Below are 19,045 nucleotides of genomic sequence, written 5' to 3'. Positions count from 1 at the left end.
GAGGATATCAACGACACCTTACCGTTGTGGAAGTCCCCGACGCGGCGAAACATCGCACGCTCCAGCTTTGCGCGATACAGCGGTGCGGCGTTGACGCCCGCCCTTGACCCACGCGGCCATCGGCCTAGTGTCCCCCCGTTCACCGGGGGGCCGCTTCGCGCGGCTGAGATTGGGCGCGAGCCCTGACCCGTAGAACCTGATCCGGGTCATGCCGGCGAAGGGAGGGAACGCGGACCGGGCCCAGAAGCCCTTTCCGTAGACCGACTTAGCACGACACGTCCGGGTCTCCTTAACGCTTGAGGAGCGCCCGAAATGAACGTTCAACTGCTGATCAAAGACGCCATTGGCGCGATCCCGACGGGCGAGCGCCCCGGTTCGCGCAAGGTCTACCAGGCCGGTTCGCTGTTTCCCGACATCCGCGTGCCGTTCCGCGAGGTCGAGGTCCATCCCAGCGCCAACGAGCCGCCGGTGACCATCTACGACCCGTCGGGCCCCTATACCGACCCCCACGCCAAGATCGACATCGAGCAGGGCCTGGAGCGCTCGCGCGAGCCGTGGATCATCGCCCGCGGCGACTGCGAGCTGGTGGCCAACCCCCGCGAGGTGAAGCCCGAGGACAACGGCTTCGCCCAGGGCAAGCACCTGGCCCCGCAATTCACCGCCAAGCGGCCGATCTTCAAGGGCGCGCAAGGTAAGCTGGTCACCCAGCTGGAATACGCCCGGGCCGGGATCATCACCGCCGAGATGGAATATGTCGCCATCCGCGAGAACCTGCGCCGCGAGCAGGACCGCCCGTGCGTCCGCGACGGCGAGGACTTCGGGGCCTCGATCCCCGACTTCGTGACCCCCGAGTTCGTGCGCCAGGAAGTGGCCCGCGGCCGGGCCATCATCCCGGCCAACATCAACCACGGCGAGCTGGAGCCGATGGCGATCGGCCGCAACTTCCTGGTCAAGATCAACGCCAACATCGGCAACTCCGCGGTGCTCAGCACGGTGGCGGACGAGGTCGACAAGCTGGTCTGGGCCACGCGCTGGGGCGCCGACACGGTCATGGACCTGTCGACCGGCCGCAACATCCACAACATCCGCGACTGGATCATCCGCAACAGCCCGGTGCCGATCGGCACGGTGCCGATCTACCAGGCGCTGGAAAAGGTCAACGGCGTGGCCGAGGACCTGAACTGGGAGGTCTTCCGCGACACGCTGATCGAGCAGGCCGAGCAGGGGGTGGACTATTTCACCATCCACGCCGGCGTGCGGCTTCCTTTCATTCCGCTGACGGCGAAGCGGGTGACCGGCATCGTCTCGCGCGGCGGCTCGATCATGGCCAAGTGGTGCCTGGCCCACCACAAGGAGAACTTCCTCTACGAGCGGTTCGAAGAGATCTGCGAGATCATGCGCGCCTATGACGTGTCGTTCTCGCTGGGCGACGGCCTGCGCCCGGGCTCGACCGCCGACGCCAATGACGAGGCCCAGTTCGCCGAGCTGCGCACCCTGGGCGAGCTGACCAAGGTGGCGTGGAAGCACGGCGTGCAGGTGATGATCGAAGGGCCGGGCCACGTGGCCATGCACAAGATCAAGGCCAACATGGACGAGCAGCTCAAGCACTGCCACGAGGCCCCGTTCTACACCTTGGGCCCGTTGACCACCGACATCGCCCCTGGCTACGACCACATCACCTCGGCGATCGGGGCGGCGATGATCGGCTGGTTCGGCACGGCCATGCTCTGCTACGTCACGCCCAAGGAGCACCTGGGCCTGCCGGATCGCGACGACGTCAAGACCGGCGTCATCACCTACAAGCTGGCCGCCCACGCCGCCGACCTCGCCAAGGGCCACCCCGGCGCGGCCATGTGGGACGACGCCATCAGCCGGGCGCGGTTCGAGTTCCGCTGGGAGGACCAGTTCAACCTCGGCCTCGACCCCGAGACCGCCCGGGCCTTCCACGACGAGACCCTGCCCAAGGAGGCGCACAAGACCGCCCACTTCTGCTCGATGTGCGGTCCCAAGTTCTGCTCGATGAAGATCAGCCAGGAGGTTCGCGAATTCGCGGCCGGCATGGCGCCGAACTCGATTGAACAGGGCATGGCCGAGATGAGCGACAAGTTCCGCGAGCAGGGGTCGGAAATCTACCTGAAGACGGAAGGCTAGGCATGCTGGGCGTCATCCTGGCGGCGGCGGTGCAGGCCGCCGCCCCGTCGGCGCTCGCCGATCCGCTGGCGCCGGCCCGGATCGGCGACCTGCAGTGCTACGGCGCCGATCCGGTCCGCAGGACCTGCCGCGCCATGGCCGGTTACACCTTCGCGGCCGGCGGCCAGATCCTGAACCAGGCCGAGGTGGTGCTGCAGGCCTCGCCGGTGGTGACGATGAGGACCGTCTCGCCGGTGACGGTTCGCGACGGCGCGGTCTGCGGGCCGCTGTCGGGCGTCGACAAGGCCCAGATCTTGGTTCGGGGCCATCGACTGCCTGAAGAGGACGCCGCGCCCGCCCGGGCCCAGGTGGCGGCGTCGATGGCGAACGTGCTGGGCAAGGAGGTCTGCACGACCTACCGGCGCAGCGGCGACTGGTGGATCGCCCAGGTCACGATGGACGGCGTCGCGCGACAGGACATGAACGACACCCTGATCTGGGTGCCGGCCTCGGCGGGCTACACGGTCCAGCCCTAGCCGTTCAGGGCGGGACGGCCGCGGGCGCTTCTCTTTACGCTCGTCATGTCGGAACGCCGCGCGTTCGAACGTCCTCTGTTTCACAACCCAGCAGAGGAGGACGCCATGTCCTATGTCGACGGTTTCGTGCTCGCGGTCCCCAAGGCCAGGATCGAGGACTACAAGAAGATGGCCCAACTGGGCGGCAAGGTCTGGATGGAATACGGCGCGTTGTCCTACGTCGAGTGCCTGGGCGACGATGTGCCCTACGGCGAGCTGACCTCGTTCCCCCGCGCCGTCCAGGCGACCGACGACGAGATCGTGGTGTTTTCGTGGATCACCTACAAGGACAAGGCCTCGCGCGACGAGATCGTCGCCAAGGTCATGGCCGATCCCCGCCTGGAGCAGGACATGAAGGACATGCCTTTCGACGGCAAGCGCATGATCTTCGGCGGTTTTGTCCCGTTCCTGGAACGGTAGGGCTGTTTCTCCGACCCCCTTCTCCCGCAAGGGGAGAAGGGGGTCAGAGCGCTGTCCTCAGTAGAAGAACCGCTCCTCGGCGATCTTGCCGTCGCGGATCTTGTAGAGGCCGACCTCGTCCAGGGTCGTGCGCTGGCCGGTGGCCTTGGGCGTCACGTCCATCTTGAAGCCGACCACGAACTGGTCGCCGTTGACGAACGGGCCGGTGATCGTAAAGCCGTGGACCTCGTTGTTGGCGGCCCACCATTCGCCCTTGCCGCGCACGGCGGCCTTGCCGGCGATGCGGGCCATGTCGCCGGGCATGGCCTCGATGCTGACCACGTCGTCGGCCCAGTATTTCTCGCCGGCCTCGTCGAACTTGCCGGCCTTGCAAAGGGCTGTCAGGTCGGCGGCGATGTCTTGGATGCTCATGGAAGGCTCCTGGTGGGGGGTGAGGATCGGGGCGGACCGTCCACCCTCCCGAGCCTTCGCGCAAGGCCGTTTGTTCCCCATAGGTTCCGCTTCGGCGCGGTTGCTGACAGGAGGTGTCAGCAGGGACAGGCGGCCGCCTTCTGCTCTAGCCTCGCGCCATGACTCGCACGTCCTTCCCCGGCTTCGCCGCCGCCGACCTGGCCTTCCTGACGGGCCTGGCGGCCCACAACGACCGCGACTGGTTCACGGCCAACCGCGCCGTCTACGACCAGCGCCTGAAGCCGACCCTGGCGGCCTTGATCGACGCCCTGAACGCGGCCTTCGCGGCGCGCGACCTGCCGCTGGCGGGCGATCCCAAGAAGAGCGTGTTCCGCATCCATCGCGACGTGCGGTTCTCCAAGGACAAGCGGCCGTACAAGACCCACGTCTCGGCCACGCTCACCCGCGCCAATCTTGATGGAACTTGGCAGAAACTGTCGCCGGGCCTGGTCTATGTGCATATCGAGCCCGAGGGCGGGCCGGCGCCGGCCTTCGATCCCGAGACCATCGATCCGCTGGACCCCTCGACCCTGCCGTCGGCCCAGGCGGCCGAGGCGGGCTATTTCGGCAACGGCCCGTTCGCGGCGGCCGGCTTCTACCTGACCGAACGCCCGGACATCGACGCCTTCCGCCGGGCCATCGCCGCCGATCCCAAGGGCTGGGCGGCGGTCGAGAAGGCCCTGGCCGCCAAGGGCCTGGCGCTGGACCCGGGCGAGCCGACCAAGCGCATGCCCAAGGGCTTCGAGGACCATGCCGGCGGCCCGCTGGAGGCCGCGCTCAAGCGCACCCGCTGGCTGGTCCGCCGCCCGCTGACCGGGACCGAGATCGGCGGCGAGGGGCTGGCGGAGATCATCGCCGACTTCGTCGCGGCCGCGCGGCCGCTGCTGGCGTTCGGCTGGAAGGCGTTGGGGTAGGGCGCGCGCGGGTGAAGGAGTAGACCGCCCCTGGCTCAAGCCGGATGGTCGCGACACCCTTGGACAATGCGACGTCGGGCTGGCGCACGAACTGTTCGGCCGCATGGTGTCGCAGGCGTCACATTTTTATATATAAAAGTACCTTGGCTACGAAAAATGATGGCTGCCCGGCGGCCTGCTGTTGTACGGCCGCAATGAGGGAGTCTGCCGCCATGAACCTTTCACGACGCGATCTTGTGAAATCCCACATCCTCCTGGCGGGGGCTTCGGCGATAAGCATGGGGGCCGCCACCAAAGTGTCGGCCCAGTCGCCCTCGGCGGGAACGCGCGAAGTCATCGAGCTGTGGCCGCATCCTCCAACGGGCGCCTTGCATCCCGGCATGGCCGAGGTCGTCGAACAAGCCTCGTCGGACCCGGCCTACAGCAGTCGGCGCACGAAGGGCGTTTCCAGGCCGCATATGATCGCCTTTCCGGCCGCCCAGCCCAACGGCTCGGCCATGCTGATCATCCCGGGCGGCGGCTTCGCCTGGAACTATTTCGAGCACGAGGGCTACTACATTGCCGACATCCTGAACCGCGCCGGCATTACGTGTTTCGTGCTGTTCTACCGCCTGGCCCAGGACGGGTGGAGCGATCCGGCGAGCGTCGGCCCCGCCGACGCCCAGCGCGCCATGCGCGTCATCCGCGCCAATGCCGCACGCTTGCAGTTTGACGCGGCGCGGGTCGGCGTCATGGGCTTCAGCGCCGGCGGGTTCCTGACGGCGAGCCTCGCCACGCGGCACTCGGCGCCGTTCTATGCTCCGGTCGACGCCACGGATCAGCTGAGCGCCCGACCACTGCTCGCGGCGCCGATCTATCCGGTGCAGAGCGTCGATCCCGCCTATGCCTATGGAGGCGTGGCGCCGTCGCTGTTCGGCGGGCCGCCGACGGCCGCCCAGATCCGCGAATGGTCGCCGGATCTCAATGTCACGCCGGCGGCCGCGCCGACCTTCCTGGTGCATGCCGAGGATGACGGCACCGTGCCCGTGGCGAACACCGTACGGCTGCGTGACGCCATGGTCGCGGCCAAGATCACGGTCGAGACCCACCTGTTCGCCCGCGGCGGCCACGGCTTTGGCGTGCGAGCCCAGCCGAGCAGTCCCGATGGTCCGTGGTTGCCGTTGTTCCTCAATTTCGCGCGCGAGCAAAAGCTGTTCGGCTAGAGGATCCAGCCCGGTCCGCTATCGCCCGTGGCCGACGCGAGAGTTTGGAGAATGAGCGTCTTCGACCGAATTCGCGAAGAGCAAGACGTCTTGGGAGCCATGGAGCCATAATGACTCGATTTACTAAGGGATTTCTCGGCGTCCTCGCATTTTCATTGTGTTACGGTGATGGAGCTTACGCCGCAACCGATCCGCTGGCCCCAACCGGTCGCTGGACCGCGGTGACGACCGGACAAGCGGCAACGCCGCCGATGGGCTGGAATTCGTGGAACGCCTTTCACACAGACGTCACCGAAGCCAAGGTGCTGGATTCCGCCAAGGCCATTGTCGACAGCGGTCTGGCCGCCAAGGGCTACCGCTACATCAACATCGACGACGGTTGGTGGCTGAAGCGACGGGCCGCGGACGGCCGCATGGTCGTGCGCACCTCGATCTTTCCGTCCGCCGCGGTCGGCGGAGCCGAACAGACCAGCTTCAAGCCGTTCACCGACCGCATCCACGCCATGGGTCTGAAGGCGGGAATCTATTCGGATATCGGCGCCAATAACTGTTCGCAGGCCTTCGCGCCGAATGCGCCAAACCTGCCCGAGGGCACGGTGGCCGAGCGCGAGGTCGGACTGTATGGGCATATAGAGCAAGACATCGGGCTCTACTTCGGGGACTGGGCGTTCGACTACATCAAGGTCGATGCCTGCGGCATCCGCGCCTTCGGCCCGGACAGCGGGGGCGTCAGATCCGGCCAGTACCGCGCGCTCGGCCCTCTGGTCGACGTGAAGGAAATTCGTCGCACCGATATCCCGGCTGTCCGCAACCTCTATCAACAGGTCGCCGACGCCCTGCGCCGTACGAACCCCGATGGCGACTACGTCTTTTCGATCTGCGCCTGGGGCGCGGCCGATGTTCGCGCCTGGGCCAAGGATGTCGGCAACCTGTCGCGAACCAGCGACGACATCACACCCAGTTGGACGCGGATGCTGGCCAATTTCGACAGCGCGGCCAATCGCGCGCTCTATGCGCATCCCGGTTCCTGGAACGATCCCGACATGCTGTTTGTCGGTCACGGCGACTTCGATGAACACCACTTGACCGAGGCCAAGTCGCACTTTGCGCTTTGGGCGATGCTGTCGGCCCCGCTTCTGATCGGCTACGACCTGAGGAACGCGCCGCAGCCGCTGATGGATATTCTTGGCAACAGCGACATCATCGCCATCGATCAGGATCCGGCCGGCAACCAGGCGGTTCTCGCCTACGACACCGATGACGTCCAGATCCTGGTCAAGACGCTGAGCAATGGCCATAAGGCGGTGGCGATCTTCAACCGGGGTCTGGCGCCAGCCGAGGTGACGTTGACGGCCGGCCACATGAAGTTCGCCGTAACAGCGCCGGTGACGCTCAAGGATCTGTGGACTGGCGCGTCGCTGCCCGCTTTCTCCGGTGAAACCAAGCTGCATCTCGATCCGCGCCAGACGCTTGTCTTCGACGCCGCCGGCGCACGCACGCTCTCCAATGGCCTCTATTTGTCGGAAGCGCCTGGACGTGTGAATCCCGCCGTGGACGGCGTGGTCAGTCCCCAGCCCGATCCGACGATCCATCGGATGCGCAACCCCTGGGGCGACACGACCGACGACGGCGAACCGCCGGCCTATGCCGGATGGGGCGGCGCGCAGACCGACGCCACGCCTTATCGGCAGACGCTCCGCGTCGACGGCAGGACCTATCAGACGGGCTTGGGCGTGCTCGCCAACTCACGGTTCGAGGTCAAGGCCGACGGTCAATTTCGTCGCTTCACCGCCGATGTCGGAGTCGATGACTCGACGTTCGATACGGATGACGCCGTGACGTTCTCGGTCTATGGCGACGGCAAGCTTTTAGCGACGTCCAAGCCTGTCCGCTTCGGTCAGGCGGCCCAAGCCCTGAGCGTCGACATAACGGCGGTAAAGATCGTCGAACTGGTGGCGCGCGGCAATGCCGTCAAGAACAAAGCGCCCACGGTCATTACATGGGGTAACGCGGCGTTGCTCGGCGACTAGAGGCGGAACCGCCGGCCGGACGTCGGATTTCGCGTCTGGCCGGCTATTCCGCGTCTACGCGCCGGTTCCACCACGAGGGTCTGTTCCGCGCCCAACGGGCTGAGGTCGCGTGCAGCCCCCGGCTGACGTGCTGACGCTTCTCAATCGGCCGTTAAGGCTGTTGGCGCAGAGTTTTCGACAACCCGCCGGCAAGGCGGAGCCCAGGGAAGACCGTCATGTCCTCGACCGTGACCTCCAGCTTTCGCCGCACCCACGACCATTTCGAGCCCCAGGACACCGATCCCCAGACCCAGCGCCGCCTGCGCGGCCATCTGGAGCAGATCGACTACACCGCCTTCGCCTCCAACACCGCGGTGATCGCCCAGGTGCTGGGCAAGAGCGACGGCGGCAAGTTCCAGCACCTGGCGGTGGCCGCGGCCCTGGCCCGGTCGCGCTGGGTGGCCGAGGCCGTGGCCATGACCGAGGGCGGGGCGGCGATCACGCCCGAACAGATCGCCCGCCTGGCGACCCTGCGCGCCGCCTACGAGGAACTGGCCGAGGTCTACGAGGCCATGCGGCGCATGGTCGAGCGCGGCTACCTGGCCTACAGCAACCCGATGGTCACCGAGGGTGGAAACGTCGTCGCGCGCTAGGGAACCTTGTCACCGCGATGCAGCGGGTCGGGCAGGGGATCGCCGGCCTTCACGAACTGCAGCGACACCGAATTGATGCAGTAGCGCAGCCGGGTCGGGGGCGGGCCGTCGGGGAAGACGTGGCCCTGGTGGCTGTCGCAGCGGGCGCAGCGGGTCTCGATGCGGACCATGCCGTACGCGGTGTCGCGCACCTCCTTGACGTGGGCCGGGTCGAACGGGGCGTAGAAGCTGGGCCAGCCGGTGCCGCTCTCGAACTTGGTCCGGTATTCGAACAGCGGCAGGCCGCACTCGCGGCAGCAATAGACGCCGGGGCTCTTCTCGCCCAGCAGGCCGCCGCAGAACGGGGCCTCGGTGCCGTGGTGCAGCAGGACGCGGGCCTCCTCGGCCGTCAGGTCGGCCTCCAGGCGCTGGCGTTCCGGCTCGGTCGGCGGGGTCAGGTCGAAGCCGCTGGAAGACTGGGCGGAGAGGGGGGCTGTGTCGGTCATGGTCGGCAATATGGGCGCTCGGCGGGCGTTGCGGTAGAGGGCGAAGGCCTGCTGACAAGGGCGGTCGCGCCAGAGCATAAGACGGTCGAGCGCATTCGTTCCGAACCGTCGAAAGGATCCCGCCATGACCGTCGCCGTCGCCTTCCTGCAACCCGGCTGGGCCGACTGGGAGGCCGGGCAGGTGCTGGCCGCCCTGCGCGAGTACTACGGCGTCCAGATCGAGATCGCCACGCCGGACGGCGAGCCGCAGACCTCGATCGGCGGCGTGCTGGCCGCGGCCGATTACCGGTTCTCCGACCCGGTGCTGGCCGACGCCGACGTCTTCCTGCTGATCGGCTCCGACGCCTGGCCGGGCTATCGCGACGAGGCGTTCGACAGCCTGCTGCGGCAGGTCCACGCCGACGGCAAGATCGTGGGCGCGATCTGCGGTGCGACCGTCGCCGTGGCCCGGGCCGGGCTTCTGGCCGGCAAGGCCCACACCTCGAACGGCGCGGACTGGCTGGCCGGCCATGCGCCGGCCTATGCCGGGATCGAGCGCTATGTCGACACGCCCAAGGCGGTGGCCGACGGCAAGCTGGTCACCGCGCCGGGTTCGGCCCCGGTGACCTTCAGCGCCGCGATCTGCCGGCTGGTCGCGCCGGAGGGACGGCACGACGACTACGTGGCCCTGTTCGCCCGGGAATTCGAGAACTAGTCTTGACGCCTCGTCCCGGCGAAGGCCGGGACGAGGGGCGTCTGAGGTTATTTCAGCGCCGCCGCCGCGACCCGCGCCACCTGGCCGTCTTGGACGCCGGAGCCGCCCGACACCCCGATGGTGCCGACGATCCTGCCGTCGACGATCAGCAGTTCGCCGCCGTCGATGGCCAGGGCGCCGGTGAAGATGGAATTGAGCGTTCCGCCCTTCACCGCTTCCTGGAAGTAGGAGGTGGGCCGGCGGAAGTTGGCGGCGGTTTCGGCCTTGCGGCGGGCCACGTCGTTGGAGCCATACTGGGCGCCGTCCATCTTCTGGCTCAGCACCAGGGCGCCGCTGGGCTCGACCACGACGATGACCATCGACCAACCCTGCTTGCGGGCCTCGGCCTCGGCGGCGGTCGCCGCGACCTTGGCCTCGGCCAGGGTGACCGGGCGGCCGTAGGGCGGGGCCGGGGGCGGGCCATGAGGCGCGGCCGAAGGGGCGGGGCCCGGCGGGGAGGCGGTCTGGGCCAGGGCGGAGCCGGCGGCCAGGACGCCGGCCAGGGTCAGCAGCGCGAAGGCGGGACGAAGCATCGACAGTTTCCTCTCAAGCGGCGCGAACGGCGGCAGAAACCTTGCGCGCCAATCCTCGCTTATCGTTGCGGCTCCTCGTGGAAACCGGTGTCATGCACAATGTCACGCTGCGGCGCCGTTGCAAACCTCCGGCGGCCTGCTAGTGCCTGTCCCAAGCGACAACGAGAAAAGCGTAGGGAACGGTCGGATGTTCAAGAAGCTGCTGATCGCCAACCGGGGCGAAATCGCGGTCCGCGTGATCAAGACCTGCCGTCGCCTGGGCATCAAGACCGTGGTCGTCTATTCGGACGCCGACGCCGACAGCCTGGCCGTGGAGATGGCCGACGAGGCGGTGCACATCGGCCCGTCGCCGGCCAATCAGAGCTATCTGCTAGCCGACAAGATCATCGCCGCCTGCAAGGCGACGGGGGCCGAGGCGGTGCACCCGGGCTTCGGCTTCCTGTCCGAGAAGGCCGAATTCGCCCAGCGCTGCGCCGACGAGGGGATCGTGTTCATCGGTCCCAATCCCGGCGCCATCTCGGCCATGGGCGACAAGATCGAGAGCAAGAAGTTCGCGCAAGCCGCCGGGGTCTCCTGCGTGCCCGGTCACATCGGCGAGATCGACGACACCGCCCACGCGGTGCGGATCGCCGAGGAGATCGGCTATCCGGTGATGATCAAGGCTTCGGCCGGCGGCGGCGGCAAGGGCATCCGCGTGGCCTGGAGCCGCCAGGACGTCGAGGAGGGCTTCCCGGCCGTGCGGGCCGAGGCGGCCGGGGCGTTCGGCGACGACCGCATCTTCATCGAGAAGTTCATCGAAAGCCCGCGCCACATCGAGATCCAGGTGCTGGGCGACAAGCACGGCAACGTCGTCCACCTGTTCGAACGCGAATGCTCGATCCAGCGCAGGAACCAGAAGGTCATCGAGGAGGCGCCCAGCCCGCTGCTGGACGAGGCGACCCGCGCGGCCATGGGGGCTCAGGCCGTGGCCCTGGCCCAGGCGGTGAACTACGACAGCGCCGGCACGGTGGAGTTCGTGGCCGGCCAGGACAAGAGCTTCTACTTCCTGGAGATGAACACCCGCCTGCAGGTCGAGCACCCGGTCACCGAGCTGATCACGGGTCTGGACCTGGTCGAGCAGATGATCCGCGGCGCCTGGGGCGAGCCGCTGGCCTTCGCCCAGTCGGACCTGTCGATCCACGGCTGGGCGATCGAGAGCCGGATCTACGCCGAGGACCCCTACCGCAAGTTCCTGCCCAGCATCGGCCGGCTGGTGCGCTACGCCCCTCCAGCGGAGGGACAGCGGGACGGCTATAGCGTGCGCAACGACGCCGGGGTGCGCGAGGGCGACGAGATCTCGATGTACTACGACCCGATGATCTCCAAGCTGTGCGCCTGGGCCCCGACCCGGCTGGCGGCGATCGACGGCATGGGCCGGGCGCTCGAGGACTTCCACATCGAAGGTCCCGCCCACAACATCCCGTTCCTGGCCGCAGTGATGGACCAGGCGCGGTTCCGCTCGGGGACGATCTCGACCAACTACATCAAGGACGAGTTCGAGGGCGGCTTCACGGGCGTGGATCCCACCCCCGGCCAGGTCGACATCCTGACGGCCGTGGGCGCGGCCATGCAGCGGGTCTACGCCGCCCGGGCCCGCTCGACGGGGGCGGGGCTCAGCCATCCGGTACGCACCGAGTGGGTGGTGGCCGTCGGTCCCGCCAAGCGCCGGGTCGCCCTGTCGGGCGAAGGCGCGCGCCTGTCGGTCGAGCTGCCGGACGAGGGCCGGACCCTGGTCCTGGAGACCGTCGACTGGCGCCCCGGCAAGCCGGTGTTCCTGGGCAAGCTGGACGGCCGGGCCTTCACCGTCCAGGTGGCCCCGGCCGCCGAGGGTTTCACCATCCGTCACCGGGCCGCCAAGGCCAAGGTGCTGGTCCTGACCCCGCGCTCGGCCGAGCTACACGACAAGCTTCCCGAAAAGCAGGCCGCCGACACCTCGCGCCTGGTGCTCTCGCCCATGCCCGGCCTAGTGGTCAGCATGGACGTCGTTCCCGGCCAGCAGGTCCGCGAGGGCGAGGTCGTCTGCGTGCTCGAGGCCATGAAGATGCAGAACATCATCCGCGCCGAGCGCGACGGCGTGGTCAAGGCCGTCAACGCCAAGGGCGGCGACCCCGTCGCCGCGGACGAGGTGCTGGTGGAGTTCGCCTAGACGTGGTCATGTTGCCCTGGGTTGAGTTCGGGGGGCGATTCGATGACGCTGGCGCAGAAGCTTTTCTCGTTCAAAGGCCGGATCCGGCGCCGGGACTACTGGCTCCTCAGCATCCTGTTGGGTGTTCTGGTGGTCGTGGCCTACATCGTGGCCGCGGTGGTGGGCGTCGACGTCGCCAGCGACTCGAACGCGTCCATGATCCTGCAAGTGGTCGTGACCCTGGCGCTTCTGTGGCCCAGCCTGGCGCTCGGCGCGAAGCGCTGCCATGACCGCGATCAAAGCGCCTGGTGGTTGCTGATCGAATTCATTCCGATCATCGGCGGCTTCTGGGCCCTGATCAACCTGGGCATCCTGGACGGCACCCAGGGACGCAACCGTTTCGGACCTTCGCCCAAGGGCATTGGCGGGCCCGCCGATCCCGAACTCGAGAAGGTGTTCGCCTAGGCTCTTTCGCCCGGTCGCGACGCGGCCTAGGTTCGCGGAGAGACCTGTGGGGCCTGGCTGAATGAACGATCGCGCGGAGTGGTGGGACCTGTTCCTGTCGGCCTCGGGCCGGACGGCGCGCGGTCCGTTCCTGATGGCCTCGGCGGCGCTGCTGGCCTTCGCCGTGCTCTACGAGTCGTTCGGCATCACCCTGCACCTGCTGACCGGCTGGCTCGTTTATCCACCGCTGCTGTTCTTCGCGACCTGCGTACTGTCCAAGCGATTGCACGACCGTGGCCGGTCGGGCTGGTGGGCCGCGCTGGTGCTGCTGTCGCTGGTGGCCGTCTGGCCGACCCCGAGGCACTTCATGGATTTCCTGTTCAGCGGCGTCGTCGTCTGGGCGATCGTCGAGCTGGGCGTGATGCCGAGCGAGCAGGGCGCCAACCGGTATGGCCTCAATCCCCTGAAGCCGGCGTCGGCGGTCTAGGCGAGTCCTAGACGGGCGGCGCCTCGGCTTCGACCGGTCCGAACACTCGCTGAAAGGCCGCCCGCAGGGCTTCGTCGGCCTCGTCCATCGTCACCGGCAGGCCCAGATCCACCAGGCTGGTGACGCCGTGCTCGACCTGGCCGCAGGGCACGATGCCGCTGAAGTGCTCGAGGTCCGGTTCGACGTTCAGGCTGATGCCGTGGAAGCTGACCCAGCGGCGCAGCTTGACGCCGATGGCGGCGATCTTGTCCTCGCGCGACCAGCCGGGACCCTTGCGTTCGACCCACACCCCGACCCGTCCCTCGCGCATTTCGCCGGTCACGTTGAAGGCGGCCAGGGCGTCGATGATCCAGGCCTCCAGCGCCGCGACGAACGCCCGCACGTCACGGCCGCGCTTGGTCAGGTCCAGCATCACATAGGCCACCCGCTGGCCAGGGCCGTGATAGGTGAACTGGCCGCCGCGGCCGCTTTCGAACACCGGGAAGCGGTCGGGGGCGATCAGGTCGGCGGGCTTGGACGACACGCCGGCCGTATAGAGCGGCGGGTGTTCCAGCAGCCAGACCAGTTCGCCCGCCGTCCCGTCGGCGATGGCGGCCGCGCGCGCCTCCATGGCGGCAACGGCTGCCGGGTAGGGCACGTACCCGGTCGAAACCGCCCATCCGGCCGGCGCGCCGTCGGGCGCTCCCATCCGCGGAAGGGCTTTGTTTTTAGGGCTTAACGGGCGATCAAGCATACGGCCTTAGTCTTGCAAGGGGCGCTGCGCGACCGACCTTGGTCGCGCGTGTTCTTCAGGGACTTACTTCGTGAGCCAGGTCAACGCCGTCAATGTCGAGATCTCCGTTCTGCTGGGGCGCTCGATCCTGCCGATGCAGCAGCTGCTGCGCATGGGCCGCGGCGCGGTGATCCCGCTGGACGCCAAGACCAATGACGAGGTCTGGATCCTGGCCAACAACCACCCGATCGCCCGCGGCGAGATCCAGATCAGCGACGACCGCATCGCCATCCAGGTGACCCGCGCGGCCGACGTCTACGACTATATGGCCGGCGGGACTTAAGAGCGGCTCACAGGCCGGTTCGACATTATCGAACTCGGCTCTTTCCAAACCTCGTGCGGTTTGCTACCTGCCGCGCCTCACCACGAGCGGTCGTGGCGGAATTGGTAGACGCGCAGCGTTGAGGTCGCTGTGGGGCAACCCGTGGAAGTTCGAGTCTTCTCGACCGCACCAGGTGAGACAACGGATAGAGCGCTTCCGGCGAAATCGGTTTCCGACTCGCCAGGGGCGCTCTAACCATTTTCCGGGGAGGGCTTGGCCCTTCGCAGCTTCAGGTCACGCGCAGGACGCACGTCTTTAGAGTTCAGGAGGTCCCCATGTCCCGGGAAACAACCGACCTGACAGACGATCCGCGCCACAGCCTGGTTATCCCCGAGCCCGAAGCCGTCGAGGATCTGGAAGACCTCGCGCTCGGCGACGACTACGCGCTCAATCCCGACTATGTCGAGATGGTCATCGACGCGGCCGACCGCGGCGACACCGCGCGCCTGCGTGAGCTGGTCCACGCCCTGGAGCCGGCCGACGTCGCCGACCTGATGGGCTTCCTGTCGGCCGGCTACCGCGAGGAGGTGATTCCGGTCCTGGACCCGGAATGGCTGGGCGAGATCATCGCCGAACTGGACGACAACCTGCGCGAGGAGGTGCTGGAGGCCACGCCGTCGGCCACCCTGGCCAAGGCGCTGGAGGAGCTGGATTCCGACGACGCCGCCGACGTCATCGACGACCTGGACGAGGGCAAGCGCGCCCAGGTGCTGGCCGCCATGGACGAGGGCGACCGCGCGGCGATCGAGACCTCGCTGTCCTACGAGGACGAGACCGCCGGCCGCCTGATGCAGCGCGAGTTCCTGGCCGCGCCGCAGTTCTGGACCGTGGGCCAGACCATTGATCACGTGCGCGAGTCCGGCGACCACCTGCCGGAGCTGTTCTTCGACGTCTATGTGGTCGACCCGTCCTTCACGCCGGTCGGCGCCCTGCCGATCAGCCAGCTGCTGACCAACAAACGCGAGACGCCCCTGGCCGAGATCATGGAGCCGGTGACCGAGATCACTGTCGACATGGACCAGGAAGAGGTCGCCTACATCTTCGACAAGTACCACCTGATCAGCGCCCCGGTCGTCGAGCCCGGCGGCCGTCTGGTGGGCCAGATCACCGTCGACGACATCGTCGGCGTCATCCGCGAGGAGGCCGAGGAGGACATCCTGGCCCTGGCCGGGGTGAGCGACGCCGGCCGCGACGCCAACGTCGTGGACATCGTCAAGTCGCGCCTGCCGTGGCTGCTGCTCAACCTGGTGACCGCCACCATCGCGGTCAGCGGCGTGGCCGTGTTCCAGGGCGAGATCGCCCAGCTGGTGGCCCTGGCCATCCTGATGCCGATCGTCTCGTCCCTGGGCGGCAACGCTGGCACCCAGACCCTGGCCGTGGCCGTGCGCGCCCTGGCCAGCAAGGAGCTGACCACGGCCAACGCCCGCCGGATCGTCCTGCGCGAACTGTCCGTGGGCATCGTCAACGGCTGCACCCTGGCCCTGGTCATGGGGACGGCGACCTACCTGTTCTTCGGTCCGGCCGATCACCATGACAAGCTGGCGATCATCGTCGGCCTAGCCCTGATCGCCAACATCTTCACGGCGGCGGTGGGCGGCATCCTGGCGCCCCTGGCCCTGGCCAAGATGGGACGCGACCCGGCGGTCTCGTCGTCGATCTTCGTGACCTTCCTGACCGATTTCACGGGCTTCTTCGCGGTGCTGCTGATCGCGGCGTTGTTGTTGCACTGACCGCGCTTGGGTCGACCGCCCGTCGCCCCGACGCGTGATCGACGACGACCTCGAAGAGCCTCGCGCGACGTCCTCAGCGATCAATCGTTAGGTCGGGGCAGGGGCGCCGCCAGCGGCGCCCATCTTGCGCCGCACACCCCGAACGCATCCGCGTCTGTCTCAAACTGGGTCATTCTTGGCGATGAAACCGCGTTATCAGGTCTCCCGCGCCGCCGTCGATCTCATCAAGAGATTCGAGGGTTACCGGATGAAAGCCGCGCAGCTGCCCGACGGGCGCTGGACGCTGGGCTATGGCCACACCCTGACCGCGCGCGCCGGAGCTTCCGTCTCGGAACAGGACGCCGAGGCCCTGCTGCTCTACGACCTGATCACCGTGGCCCACACGGTCAACGAGAACGTCTACACGCCGCTGAACCAGAACCAGTTCGACGCCCTGGTCTGCTTCGCCTTCAACATCGGCGCCGAAAATTTCGTCCGTTCGGACGTGCTGCGCCGGCTCAACGAGGGCGCGCTGCTGCAGGCCGCCTGCGAGATGGAGGTGTGGCGCAAGGCCGACTTCGAGGGCGAGCGCATCGTCGTCGATGCCCTGGTTCGCCGCCGCTCGGCCGAGAAGGCGCTGTTCCTGACCCCGCCGGACGGCCACTGGGTGGCCGCGCCCAGCTCGGTGCTGCGGCCCAAGATCGACCATGACGCCGGTCGGCTGGTGCCCAGCCAGACCCCCGCCGCGATCGTCACCGCCCTGACCGGCGACAAGGCCGTGGCCCTGCGCGCGGACGGGTCGGCCGCGCCCGCCCTGACCGTCTCCGGCCCCAGCGCCAGCGAACAGGCCGCCGCCGCCGTCGGCGCGCGCCTGGAAGCGATCCTGCCGGACGAGGCGACCGTCGCCTCGACGCCGTTCCAGGGCCTGGCCGCGCCGTCGCCGTCCATCCATGCGTCGCCCGAGCCGGCGGCCGACGCCACGCCGTTCCAGCTGACGCCGGAGGAGCCCGCCCTTGAGTCGGCCGCACCCCCGGCGCCGGCCGAGCCGAGCCTGTTCGAGACGGCGCGCCCGGCGGCGAACGGTTCGCTGTTCAATCTGGGCGGCTTCTCGACCAGCGGACCTGTCGAACTGGAAGCCCAGGACGTCGCCTTCGCTCACGTGCAGCCGCACGCCTTCGGCGGCGTCAGCCTGCTGGTCTGCCTGGGCCTGCTGGGCCTGGCCCTGTTCGGCGGCGGCATCCTGTGGAACCTCAGCGTCGCGGCCAGCGAAGGTGTGTCGCTGGTCAAGATGTTCGGCTGGGGCGCCAGCGTGATCGGCATGATCTGCTTCGCCACGGCGGCCTATCTGCTGATGCGCCGGCTCGGCGATCCCGATCCGCACGGCGAAGACTAGACCCTGGATGGAATGATCCGGAGCATGAACGCCCGCGGGTCTGCTTGATCCGCGGGCGTTTGTGCTATGCAGGCGGTCATGACGAACCAAACCGCACCCTCGATGGACTTCGCGCTGGGCGAGACGGCCGACGCGATCCGTGACACCACCGCCCGCTTCGCGGCCGATCGCATCGCGCCGATCGCCGCCCGCATCGACGAGACCAACACCTTCCCCCGCGAGCTGTGGGTCCCGATGGGCGAGCTGGGCCTGCACGGCATCACCGTGGAAGAAGAGTTCGGCGGGCTGGGCCTGGGCTATCTTGAGCACGTGATCGCCATGGAGGAGGTGAGCCGCGCCTCGGCCTCGGTCGGTCTCAGCTACGGCGCCCACTCCAATCTCTGCGTCAACCAGATCCGCCGCTGGGCCACGCCCGAGCAGAAGCAGCGCTATCTGCCCAAGCTGATCAGCGGCGAGCACGTCGGCTCGCTGGCCATGAGCGAGGCCGGGTCGGGCTCGGACGTGGTGTCGATGAAGCTGAAGGCCGAGCAGGTCGGCGACCGCTACGTGCTGAACGGCACGAAGTTCTGGATCACCAACGCCCCGCACGCCGACACCCTGGTGGTCTACGCCAAGACCGACGATCGCCGGATCACCGCCTTCCTGATCGAGAAGGGCATGAAGGGTTTCAGCGTCAGCAAGAAACTGGACAAGATGGGCATGCGCGGGTCCGACACCGCCGAGCTGGTGTTCGAGGACTGCGAAGTGCCGGAGGAGAACGTCCTGGGCCCGGTGGGCGGCGGCGTCGGGGTGCTGATGAGCGGCCTGGACTACGAGCGCGCCGTGCTCTCGGCGGGGCCGCTGGGCATCATGCAGGCGTGCCTGGACGTGGTGCTGCCCTATGTCCGCGAGCGCAAGCAGTTCGGCCAGGCGATCGGCTCGTTCCAGCTGATGCAGGGCAAGGTCGCCGACATGTACGTGGCCCTGAACTCGGCCCGGGCCTATGTCTACGCCGTGGCGCGGGCCTGCGACGCGGGCAAGACCACGCGGTTCGACGCGGCCGGCGCCATCCTGATGGCCTCGGAAAGCGCGGTGCGGGTGTCGCTGGAGGCCATCCAGGCCCTGGGCGGGGCGGGCTACACCAAGGAATGGCCGGTCGAGCGCCTGATGCGCGACGCCAAGCTCTACGACATCGGGGCCGGGACCAACGAGATCCGGCGGTTCCTGATCGGGCGGGAGCTGGTGGGGAGCTGATCCTCCCCCTGTGGGGGAGGCGATCGCGCAGCGATCGGTGGGGGGAGTTTTGGGGTCGATCGGGGGATCGACCATCGCCCGATCACCCCCCTCCGTCGGCTTCGCCGACACCTCCCCCACAGGGGGAGGATCAAAATGTAAGGGCCGCCCCGATTGCTCGGGGCGGCCCTCCATCGTCGTAGCCGCGTCCGCAGCGTGACTTCGAACCTTAGGCGTTCAACGCCTTCAGTTGGAGACCTCGATCTTCAGGCCCCAGGTCACGACTTGCGACCACGGTTGGAGACAATGAGACACTGGTCACCTCCTTTCAGTTGTTGAACAACACAAGACGAATATGGGCGCCGATCGGCCGTCCTGCAAAGGGGGCAATGTCGCGACCGGACGTCGCGGCCTGCGACTGCTTCGTTGAGAGGCGGA

General features: G+C 67.8%; 19 protein-coding genes, 1 tRNA gene and 1 riboswitch. Of the genes, 16 read left to right on the top strand and 4 right to left on the bottom strand.

The annotated features are described in order from the left end of the window. The first annotated feature begins 133 nt into the window (after positions 1-133). Positions 134-240, top strand: a riboswitch (TPP riboswitch). Positions 241-312: 72 nt separating this feature from the next. The 3 genes from thiC (at position 313) to ACSQ2G_RS17200 (ending at position 3,125) form a co-directional block, all read left to right on the top strand. Then, positions 313-2,151 carry a phosphomethylpyrimidine synthase ThiC gene (gene thiC / locus ACSQ2G_RS17210; RefSeq protein WP_436032941.1) on the top strand — a complete coding sequence of 613 codons (1,839 nt, stop codon included), beginning with the start codon at positions 313-315 and terminating at the stop codon, positions 2,149-2,151. Between the two features lie 2 nt (positions 2,152-2,153). Further along, the gene (locus ACSQ2G_RS17205) at positions 2,154-2,666 is read left to right on the top strand and encodes a hypothetical protein (protein WP_436032939.1); all 513 of its coding nucleotides are present in this window, start codon (positions 2,154-2,156) and stop codon (positions 2,664-2,666) included. Between the two features lie 105 nt (positions 2,667-2,771). Further along, positions 2,772-3,125, top strand: a complete 354-nt coding sequence (locus ACSQ2G_RS17200; RefSeq protein WP_436032938.1) for a DUF1428 domain-containing protein — start codon at positions 2,772-2,774, stop codon at positions 3,123-3,125. A 57-nt stretch (positions 3,126-3,182) separates the two neighbouring features. On the opposite strand, the gene ACSQ2G_RS17195 is transcribed toward ACSQ2G_RS17200, so the two are convergent. After that, positions 3,183-3,536: a SnoaL-like domain-containing protein gene (locus ACSQ2G_RS17195; RefSeq protein ID WP_436032936.1), complete on the bottom strand. Its 354-nt coding sequence runs from the start codon at positions 3,534-3,536 to the stop codon at positions 3,183-3,185. 158 nt (positions 3,537-3,694) lie between these two features. Here ACSQ2G_RS17195 and ACSQ2G_RS17190 point away from each other — a divergent pair, with 158 nt between their 5' ends. From ACSQ2G_RS17190 to ACSQ2G_RS17175, 4 genes are all read left to right on the top strand, one after another. Further along, positions 3,695-4,489 carry a DUF2461 domain-containing protein gene (locus ACSQ2G_RS17190; protein WP_436032935.1) on the top strand — a complete coding sequence of 265 codons (795 nt, stop codon included), beginning with the start codon at positions 3,695-3,697 and terminating at the stop codon, positions 4,487-4,489. Between the two features lie 278 nt (positions 4,490-4,767). Then, positions 4,768-5,691, top strand: coding sequence for an alpha/beta hydrolase (locus tag ACSQ2G_RS17185; protein WP_436032933.1), 924 nt, complete (start codon positions 4,768-4,770; stop codon positions 5,689-5,691). 110 nt (positions 5,692-5,801) lie between these two features. After that, on the top strand, positions 5,802-7,721 hold the full coding sequence (locus ACSQ2G_RS17180; RefSeq protein WP_436032931.1) for an NPCBM/NEW2 domain-containing protein: 1,920 nt from the start codon (positions 5,802-5,804) through the stop codon (positions 7,719-7,721). 215 nt (positions 7,722-7,936) lie between these two features. Further along, on the top strand, positions 7,937-8,353 hold the full coding sequence (locus tag ACSQ2G_RS17175; RefSeq protein WP_436032929.1) for a hypothetical protein: 417 nt from the start codon (positions 7,937-7,939) through the stop codon (positions 8,351-8,353). Here the strand turns inward: ACSQ2G_RS17175 and msrB are convergent. After that, positions 8,350-8,838, bottom strand: coding sequence for a peptide-methionine (R)-S-oxide reductase MsrB (gene msrB, locus ACSQ2G_RS17170; protein WP_310079755.1), 489 nt, complete (start codon positions 8,836-8,838; stop codon positions 8,350-8,352). The genes ACSQ2G_RS17175 and msrB overlap by 4 nt on opposite strands. 124 nt (positions 8,839-8,962) lie before the next feature. On the opposite strand from msrB, the gene ACSQ2G_RS17165 reads away from it, so the two are divergent. Continuing rightward, positions 8,963-9,532: a DJ-1/PfpI family protein gene (locus ACSQ2G_RS17165; protein ID WP_436032926.1), complete on the top strand. Its 570-nt coding sequence runs from the start codon at positions 8,963-8,965 to the stop codon at positions 9,530-9,532. Positions 9,533-9,579: 47 nt separating this feature from the next. Here ACSQ2G_RS17165 and ACSQ2G_RS17160 read toward each other — a convergent pair whose 3' ends face one another. After that, complete coding sequence (locus tag ACSQ2G_RS17160; RefSeq protein WP_436032925.1) at positions 9,580-10,104, bottom strand: GlcG/HbpS family heme-binding protein; 525 nt, start codon at positions 10,102-10,104, stop codon at positions 9,580-9,582. A 187-nt stretch (positions 10,105-10,291) separates the two neighbouring features. Here ACSQ2G_RS17160 and ACSQ2G_RS17155 point away from each other — a divergent pair, with 187 nt between their 5' ends. The 3 genes from ACSQ2G_RS17155 to ACSQ2G_RS17145 all read left to right on the top strand — a co-directional run bounded on the left by ACSQ2G_RS17155 (position 10,292) and on the right by ACSQ2G_RS17145 (position 13,199). Beyond that, positions 10,292-12,289, top strand: a complete 1,998-nt coding sequence (locus ACSQ2G_RS17155) for an acetyl-CoA carboxylase biotin carboxylase subunit (protein ID WP_436032923.1) — start codon at positions 10,292-10,294, stop codon at positions 12,287-12,289. A gap of 42 nt (positions 12,290-12,331) precedes the next feature. Then, complete coding sequence (locus ACSQ2G_RS17150; protein ID WP_436032921.1) at positions 12,332-12,733, top strand: DUF805 domain-containing protein; 402 nt, start codon at positions 12,332-12,334, stop codon at positions 12,731-12,733. A gap of 61 nt (positions 12,734-12,794) precedes the next feature. Beyond that, positions 12,795-13,199, top strand: coding sequence for a DUF805 domain-containing protein (locus tag ACSQ2G_RS17145; protein ID WP_436032919.1), 405 nt, complete (start codon positions 12,795-12,797; stop codon positions 13,197-13,199). Between the two features lie 7 nt (positions 13,200-13,206). Here the strand turns inward: ACSQ2G_RS17145 and lipB are convergent, their stop codons facing one another. Beyond that, the gene (gene lipB, locus ACSQ2G_RS17140; RefSeq protein WP_436032917.1) at positions 13,207-13,932 is read right to left on the bottom strand and encodes a lipoyl(octanoyl) transferase LipB; all 726 of its coding nucleotides are present in this window, start codon (positions 13,930-13,932) and stop codon (positions 13,207-13,209) included. Positions 13,933-14,002: 70 nt separating this feature from the next. On the opposite strand from lipB, the gene ACSQ2G_RS17135 reads away from it, so the two are divergent. The 5 genes from ACSQ2G_RS17135 to ACSQ2G_RS17115 all read left to right on the top strand — a co-directional run bounded on the left by ACSQ2G_RS17135 (position 14,003) and on the right by ACSQ2G_RS17115 (position 18,628). Next, positions 14,003-14,254, top strand: coding sequence for a FliM/FliN family flagellar motor switch protein (locus ACSQ2G_RS17135; protein WP_028040691.1), 252 nt, complete (start codon positions 14,003-14,005; stop codon positions 14,252-14,254). 86 nt (positions 14,255-14,340) lie between these two features. Continuing rightward, positions 14,341-14,425 (top strand) — tRNA-Leu (locus tag ACSQ2G_RS17130). A gap of 143 nt (positions 14,426-14,568) precedes the next feature. Continuing rightward, on the top strand, positions 14,569-16,023 hold the full coding sequence (gene mgtE, locus ACSQ2G_RS17125; RefSeq protein WP_436032915.1) for a magnesium transporter: 1,455 nt from the start codon (positions 14,569-14,571) through the stop codon (positions 16,021-16,023). Positions 16,024-16,204: 181 nt separating this feature from the next. Further along, a complete protein-coding gene (locus tag ACSQ2G_RS17120; RefSeq protein ID WP_436032913.1) occupies positions 16,205-17,395 on the top strand; it encodes a glycoside hydrolase family protein in 1,191 nt (396 codons plus the stop codon). 78 nt (positions 17,396-17,473) lie between these two features. Further along, on the top strand, positions 17,474-18,628 hold the full coding sequence (locus ACSQ2G_RS17115; RefSeq protein ID WP_436032911.1) for an isovaleryl-CoA dehydrogenase: 1,155 nt from the start codon (positions 17,474-17,476) through the stop codon (positions 18,626-18,628). Positions 18,629-19,045: the final 417 nt, after the last annotated feature.

Origin of the sequence: Caulobacter sp. LjRoot300 (assembly GCF_964253875.1) — a bacterium.
GTDB lineage: Bacteria > Pseudomonadota > Alphaproteobacteria > Caulobacterales > Caulobacteraceae > Caulobacter.
The sequence above is the reverse complement of the archived record's forward strand: the minus strand, read 5'-3'. Positions and strand labels throughout refer to the sequence as shown.

Excerpts from the sequence above, each read along its gene's own strand:
- ACSQ2G_RS17205 (WP_436032939.1), top strand. The coding sequence starts at position 2,154 with ATGCTGGGCGTCATCCTGGCGGCGGCGGTGCAGGCCGCCGCCCCGTCG.
- ACSQ2G_RS17185 (WP_436032933.1), top strand. The coding sequence starts at position 4,768 with ATGGGGGCCGCCACCAAAGTGTCGGCCCAGTCGCCCTCGGCGGGAACG.
- mgtE (WP_436032915.1), top strand. The coding sequence starts at position 14,569 with ATGTCCCGGGAAACAACCGACCTGACAGACGATCCGCGCCACAGCCTG.
- ACSQ2G_RS17120 (WP_436032913.1), top strand. The coding sequence starts at position 16,205 with ATGAAACCGCGTTATCAGGTCTCCCGCGCCGCCGTCGATCTCATCAAG.
- ACSQ2G_RS17180 (WP_436032931.1), top strand. The coding sequence starts at position 5,802 with ATGACTCGATTTACTAAGGGATTTCTCGGCGTCCTCGCATTTTCATTG.
- ACSQ2G_RS17195 (WP_436032936.1), bottom strand. The coding sequence starts at position 3,536 with ATGAGCATCCAAGACATCGCCGCCGACCTGACAGCCCTTTGCAAGGCC.
- lipB (WP_436032917.1), bottom strand. The coding sequence starts at position 13,932 with ATGCTTGATCGCCCGTTAAGCCCTAAAAACAAAGCCCTTCCGCGGATG.
- ACSQ2G_RS17190 (WP_436032935.1), top strand. The coding sequence starts at position 3,695 with ATGACTCGCACGTCCTTCCCCGGCTTCGCCGCCGCCGACCTGGCCTTC.
- ACSQ2G_RS17175 (WP_436032929.1), top strand. The coding sequence starts at position 7,937 with ATGTCCTCGACCGTGACCTCCAGCTTTCGCCGCACCCACGACCATTTC.
- ACSQ2G_RS17115 (WP_436032911.1), top strand. The coding sequence starts at position 17,474 with ATGACGAACCAAACCGCACCCTCGATGGACTTCGCGCTGGGCGAGACG.
- ACSQ2G_RS17150 (WP_436032921.1), top strand. The coding sequence starts at position 12,332 with ATGACGCTGGCGCAGAAGCTTTTCTCGTTCAAAGGCCGGATCCGGCGC.
- ACSQ2G_RS17165 (WP_436032926.1), top strand. The coding sequence starts at position 8,963 with ATGACCGTCGCCGTCGCCTTCCTGCAACCCGGCTGGGCCGACTGGGAG.
- ACSQ2G_RS17160 (WP_436032925.1), bottom strand. The coding sequence starts at position 10,104 with ATGCTTCGTCCCGCCTTCGCGCTGCTGACCCTGGCCGGCGTCCTGGCC.
- ACSQ2G_RS17200 (WP_436032938.1), top strand. The coding sequence starts at position 2,772 with ATGTCCTATGTCGACGGTTTCGTGCTCGCGGTCCCCAAGGCCAGGATC.
- msrB (WP_310079755.1), bottom strand. The coding sequence starts at position 8,838 with ATGACCGACACAGCCCCCCTCTCCGCCCAGTCTTCCAGCGGCTTCGAC.
- thiC (WP_436032941.1), top strand. The coding sequence starts at position 313 with ATGAACGTTCAACTGCTGATCAAAGACGCCATTGGCGCGATCCCGACG.
- ACSQ2G_RS17155 (WP_436032923.1), top strand. The coding sequence starts at position 10,292 with ATGTTCAAGAAGCTGCTGATCGCCAACCGGGGCGAAATCGCGGTCCGC.
- ACSQ2G_RS17145 (WP_436032919.1), top strand. The coding sequence starts at position 12,795 with ATGAACGATCGCGCGGAGTGGTGGGACCTGTTCCTGTCGGCCTCGGGC.